Origin of the sequence: Massilia horti, assembly GCF_004614195.1 — a bacterium.
Taxonomy (GTDB): domain Bacteria; phylum Pseudomonadota; class Gammaproteobacteria; order Burkholderiales; family Burkholderiaceae_D; genus Telluria; species Telluria horti.
Window position 1 is genome coordinate 1 of record NZ_SPUM01000070.1, and the last position, 5,195, is coordinate 5,195.

3 protein-coding genes and 1 pseudogene are annotated in these 5,195 nt (G+C 64.9%); 1 reads left to right on the forward strand and 3 read right to left on the reverse strand.

Annotated elements, in window-relative coordinates; genetic code table 11:
- From E4O92_RS11465 to E4O92_RS11475, 3 genes are all read right to left on the reverse strand, one after another.
- Positions 1–1,945 (reverse strand): hybrid sensor histidine kinase/response regulator (locus E4O92_RS11465; RefSeq protein WP_135189906.1); only part of this gene is annotated, 1,945 nt, incomplete at its 3' end.
- A gap of 257 nt (positions 1,946–2,202) precedes the next feature.
- Positions 2,203–2,400, reverse strand: a complete 198-nt coding sequence (locus E4O92_RS11470; RefSeq protein WP_135189907.1) for a YbdD/YjiX family protein — start codon at positions 2,398–2,400, stop codon at positions 2,203–2,205.
- Positions 2,400–4,472, reverse strand: a complete 2,073-nt coding sequence (locus tag E4O92_RS11475; protein ID WP_135189908.1) for a carbon starvation CstA family protein — start codon at positions 4,470–4,472, stop codon at positions 2,400–2,402. The genes E4O92_RS11470 and E4O92_RS11475 overlap by 1 nt, the downstream gene beginning before the upstream one ends.
- A gap of 332 nt (positions 4,473–4,804) precedes the next feature.
- Here E4O92_RS11475 and E4O92_RS11480 point away from each other — a divergent pair.
- A pseudogene (locus E4O92_RS11480) lies at positions 4,805–5,195 on the forward strand (HDOD domain-containing protein); the annotation flags it as partial.

The following is a 5,195-nucleotide window of genomic DNA, read 5'->3' on the forward strand; positions in this document are numbered from 1 at the left end:
CTGTTCGCGTGGCCAGGCACGCGAACAGGTCGGCCGCGCGCGCCGGCTTGATCAGCTGGTAGGCCACGCCGGCCTGGCGCCGCTGCACCGGATCGGCGGCGAGCCGCTCCGGTGTGAGGATCAACAGGCGCATGGCGCGGGTGGCGGGATCGGCCTTGATGCTGGCGGCCAGCAGCAGGGCGCCGCTGTGCTGCAGCTCCATGTCGAGGATCGCGGCGTCGTAGGGCCGGCCGGCGTGGGCGGCATCGGCCAGCAGGACGAGCGCCTCGGCGGCCGAGGCCGCGCTGTCGCAGCCGACCTTCCACGCCGCCAGGTGGCGCTCCAGCCCGACCCGGTTGCCGTGCAGTTCGTCGACGATCAGCACGCGCAGGCCTTCGATCGTGTGCTGGTGGTCGCCCGGGGCGTCGGGATCGACCCGGCGCTTGTCGAAGCCGACCGTGAACCAGAATACCGAGCCTTGGTTGCGCGCGTTGTCGACCCCGATCGAGCCGCCCATCAGTTCGACCAGCTGCTTGGAGATCGCCAGTCCCAGGCCGGTGCCGCCGAACTTGCGGGTGGTGGAGTCGTCGGCCTGCGAGAACGCCTCGAAGATGCGGCTCCTGGCCTCGCGCGAGATGCCGATGCCGGTATCGTGCACCTCGAAGCGCAGGGTCACCGCCTGGCTGTCCTCGCTGGCCACGCGCACCTTGGCCGTGATGCAGCCCTGCTCGGTGAACTTGATCGCGTTGCCGAGCAGGTTGGCCATGATCTGGCGCAGGCGATTGGGATCGCCGCAGATCGCCACCGGGATGTCGTTGGCGATGTCGAAGCGCATTTCCAGGCCCTTGCTCGACGCCTGCGGCGTGTAGACGGTGTCGATGTCCTCCAGCAGGTCCCACAGGTTGAAGTTGATGTACTCGACGGTCAGCTTGCCGGCCTCGATCTTGGAGAAGTCGAGGATGTCGTTGATGATCACCAGCAGGTGCTCGCCCGAGCTCTTGACCAGGTTGGTGTAGGTGCGCTGGGTCTCGGTCAAGCCGGTCGACAGCAGCATCTCGGTCATCCCCAGCACGCCGTTCATCGGCGTGCGGATCTCGTGGCTCATGGTGGCCAGGAACGCGCTCTTGGCGCGGCTGGCCGCCTCGGCGGCGTTCTTGGCCTTTTCCAGCTGCTCGGTGCGTACGCTGACCTGCCGTTCGAGTTCGTCCCGGTGGTGGGTCAGCGCCGCGCCGCGGCCCTCGATCTGGGCCAGCATGTCGTTGAAGCTGTCGATCAGCGTGCCCAGTTCGTCGGTGCGCTTGTGCTCGATGCGCAGCGTGTAGTTCTGGGTGGCCGAGACCTGCTGCGCCGCGCCGATCAGCTTTTCAATCGGGTCGGCGACGGCGCGCTTGATGCGCCCGGCCAGCACCGTCGACACCAGCAGCGAGCCGCCCATCGCGAGCCCGAGCGTGAGCAGGCCCTTGACGATGTCGAGCCACATCGGCATCAGCCGGGCCTCGATCATCACGACGCCGATCTGCCCGCGGTCGTTCTGGACCGGCCGGTACAGCCGCATGTGCGGCAGCCAGAAGCGGCTGCCGGCCAGGTTCAAGGCATCGAGCGCCGCCTGGTCGAAGCTCTCGAGCGGGGCGCGGTCCTGCGCGTCCTCGGTCTCGCCCGGCGCGAAATAGCTGGCGAAGGGCTTGCCGTGGCTGTCGTACAGGATGGCGCTGGAGATCTCGACCTTGGCGCGCAGCGCGGCCAGGATGTTTTGCGCCAGCGCGCGGTCGTTGAACAGCAGGGCGTCGGCGCTGTTGGTGCCCACCACGCCGGCGAACGAGGACAGCTGCATCTCTTCGTCCTTGTGATGGCCCTGGACCGACGTGATGGCGAAGGCGACGAACACGACCAGCAGCGCCGTCCCTGTCGAGAGCAGGGAGATCAGCGTCAGCTTGTGGTTGAGGCTGGAGCGTTCGAAGTTGAGCATGTCTTCGCCAAATCGCAGGCCTTCCGTTCAAATCGCGGCTTGCGAACGTCGGGGCAAGCCTTCTCTTGCGCGAATGCAAATTCCCGCCAGAAAAAATATACGATTAGCGTTTGGGAACTATCTTGCGAATTCGCAAGCGTGCGCGGGCACCTTGCCGGCGGCCGGCTTGAATGGTGACTAACGGCAAAGGAAGATGAAGAACCGCGGCGGCGGCGGGAAGAAAAAAGGGGTGCAGTGCGCACCCCTTTTGCTCGATATCAGCAGCATCCGCCGCGCTTGCCGGCGCCGTAGCGCGCCTGCTGGCGCTCGCGGAAGAACTCCTCGTAGGTCATGATGGGCTGTCCCGGGTGGGTGCGCTCCATGTGCTCCACGTACTTGTCGTATTCCGGCAGGCCGACCATCAGGCGCATGCTCTGCCCGAGGTAGCGGCCCGCCTGTGCGAGCGTGCTGAACATCACGACACCTCGGCCGGGCTGGGTGATGCCGGGACGAACGGCGTTTCCTTCGAGCTCGGCTGACCGCTGGCGCGTGCCTGCATCACGGTGCGCACGCCGTACACGAGCACGGCGACCACGACGAACATGAAGAAGCCGGCCAGCGCCGCATCCACATAGTCGTTGAAGATCACCCGCTGCATCTGCGCCACCGACTTGGCCGGGGCCAGCAACTGGCCCTGGTCCAGCGCGGCCTGGAATTTTTGCGCATGCGCGACGAAGCCGACCTTGGGATTGGGGTCGAAGATCTTCTGCCAGCCGGCGGTGAGCGTGCAGATCAGCAGCCAGATGGTCGGCACGATGGTCACCCACGCATACTGGCCGCGTTTCATCTTGAACAGCACGGCGGTCGCGAGGATCAGCGCAATACCGGCCAGCATCTGGTTGGCGATGCCGAACAGCGGCCACAGCGTGTTGATGCCGCCCAGCGGGTCGACCACGCCCTGGTACAGGAAGTAGCCCCAGGCCGCCACGCACAGGCCGGTCGCGATCAGGTTGGCCGGCAGCGAATCGGTCTTCTTCATCGACGGCACGAACGCGCCCAGCAGGTCCTGCAGCATGAAGCGGCCGGCGCGGGTGCCCGCGTCCACCGCGGTCAGGATGAACAGCGCCTCGAACAGGATCGCGAAGTGGTACCAGAAGCCCATCATCTCCCTGCCGCCGACGACATTGGCCAGGATCTGGGCCATGCCCACCGCCAGCGTCGGGGCGCCGCCGGCGCGCGAGATGATCGAGTTCTCGCCGACGTCGCGCGCGACCTGCTCGAGCATCTCGGGCGTGACCACGAAGCCCCAGTTCGACACGGCAGCCGCGGCCGAGTGCACGGTGGTGCCGATCGCGGCGGCCGGGGCGTTCATGGCAAAGTACACGCCCGGGTCGATCGTCGAAGCGGCCACCAGCGCCATGATCGCGACGAACGATTCCATCAGCATCGCGCCGTAGCCGATGAAGCGCGCGTGCTCCTCGTTCTCGATCATTTTGGGCGTGGTGCCCGACGAGATCAGCGCGTGAAAGCCCGACACCGCGCCGCAGGCGATGGTGATGAACAGGAACGGGAACAGGTTGCCTGCCCAGACCGGGCCGGTGCCGTCGATGAAGCGGGTCAGGGCCGGCATGTGCAGCATTGGTGCCACGATCACGATGCCGATCGCCAGGCCGACGATGGTGCCGATCTTGAGGAAGGTCGACAGGTAGTCGCGCGGCGCCAGCAGCAGCCACACCGGAATCACCGAGGCGACGAAGCCGTAGCCGATCAGCATCCAGGTCAGCTGGGCGCCGGTGAACGTGAACACCGGGTTCCAGACGGCGGAATCGTGCACGTACTGGCCGCCGACGATCGCCAGCATCAGCAGCACGAAGCCGATCACGGAGATCTCGCCGATGCGCCCGACACGCACAAAGCGCGTGTAGATGCCCATGAACAGCGCGATCGGGATCGTCGCCATCACGGTGAACGACCCCCATGGCGAGCCGGTCAGGGCCTTGACCACGATCAGCGCCAGCACAGCCAGGATGATCACCATGATCATGAACGTGCCCAAGAGCGCGATCACGCCCGGAATCTCGCCCATTTCGGACTTGATCAAGTCGCCCAGCGAACGGCCGTCGCGCCGCATCGACAGGAACAGCACCATGAAGTCCTGCACCGCGCCGGCGAACACGACGCCGGCCAGGATCCACAGCATGCCGGGGAGGTAGCCCATCTGCGCGGCCAGTACCGGGCCCACCAGCGGGCCGGCGCCGGCGATGGCCGCGAAGTGGTGGCCGAACAGCACGTAGCGGTTGGTCGGCACGTAGTCCAGGCCGTCGTTGAACTTGTAGGCCGGCGTCTGGCGCAATGGGTTCAGGCCGACCACCTTGTTGGCGATGTACAGGCTGTAGAAGCGGTACGCGATCAGGTAGACGCATACCGACGCGACCACGATCCAGACCGCATTGATTCTTTCGCCGCGATTGAGCGCGACATACGCGAGCGCGATCGCGCCCACGATCGAAAGCGCAGCCCATCCGAGCTGGCTTGTCAAACGTTTCATTGTGACTCCTCCGAGGATCTTTTATCCACCTTGCTGAGAGGTCGTTTCAAATGAGCATGGCTGCGAGCTATCCCTGCTCATTTCGAAACACCCTCTTAGACCAGCCCACGCCGGGTTGATTCCTTGCAGCGTGGCGGGAGGTATCTTGCACTGATTTTCTCTCAACTAGCGCATGATTTCGAATGGGCTACGTGAAATTACGTAGGTGTAAATATGTGGCGTTACTTCAAATATGTAGCCTTGTGGCAACATTTCTGATTGCTTTCGTGTATATGTTGAACTAATATTTATTGACCAATCACAAATGAATGCTTCCGATGGCTGCGTTGGACATGACACTACTCCCGTTGGTAGAAGTGCAATTTGTTGCCAATGCGCATAACGAGTGGGTCGCATTACACCTGCACATCGATGCATCCGATCCAGAACCGGCGCTGCAATGGTTGTTCGGCTCGCCGGACCTGCTGGCGGCGGTCGCGCCGCTCGACTGCGTGCTGCAGCTGGCGTCTGTGGCGCCGCTGACACCGTCCGTTCTTAAACTGCTGCCGCCCAACCGCGTGATCCTGGCGATCGACGCCGGCGCGCTGGCTGATTCCGGCGCAGCCCGGCAGCTGGACGCGCTGCACGAGCACGGCTACCGCGTGCTGCTGGACGGCGCGCCGCCTGTGGACGCCCCACGGCCTGCGCACAGCGCGGTCTCGCTCGACTGCTCCGGTTCCGCGC